Raw genomic sequence first — 340 nt, forward strand, 5'->3', positions numbered from 1 at the left:
GCGTCGGCCGGCCCGAAGAAGTGCTTCCCCCCCGCGTCGCCGTAGCAGAGGTGCCCGCCCACCTCGACGTCGTCCGGGACCGCGTCGACGAGGGCGGCCAGACGCGAGACGAGGCCGTCGAACGGGCCGCCGGGCCACCACGCCTCCATGACGGCCCCGTACCCGGAGGCACCCTCGATGATGCCCATCTCGCTCGCGTCGTCCCACTGCACGGCGAGGTCGTCGTGCGGGATCGCGGCGAGGATCTCGTCGGGCTCGCGGAGCATCGCGGCGGTGTACACGGGTTCGATCGCGGCCCGGTCGTCGCCGAGGAAGAACGAGGAGATGACGGCGAGCGGGG

Annotated in this window: 1 pseudogene; it reads right to left on the reverse strand. The window is 73.2% G+C overall.

Going from position 1 to position 340, the window contains the following annotated elements:
* Positions 1–340, reverse strand: a pseudogene (locus KVS71_RS17165) (hypothetical protein); the annotation flags it as partial.

It is taken from the genome of Microbacterium sp. GbtcB4, from assembly GCF_019091465.1.
GTDB lineage: Bacteria > Actinomycetota > Actinomycetes > Actinomycetales > Microbacteriaceae > Microbacterium > Microbacterium paraoxydans.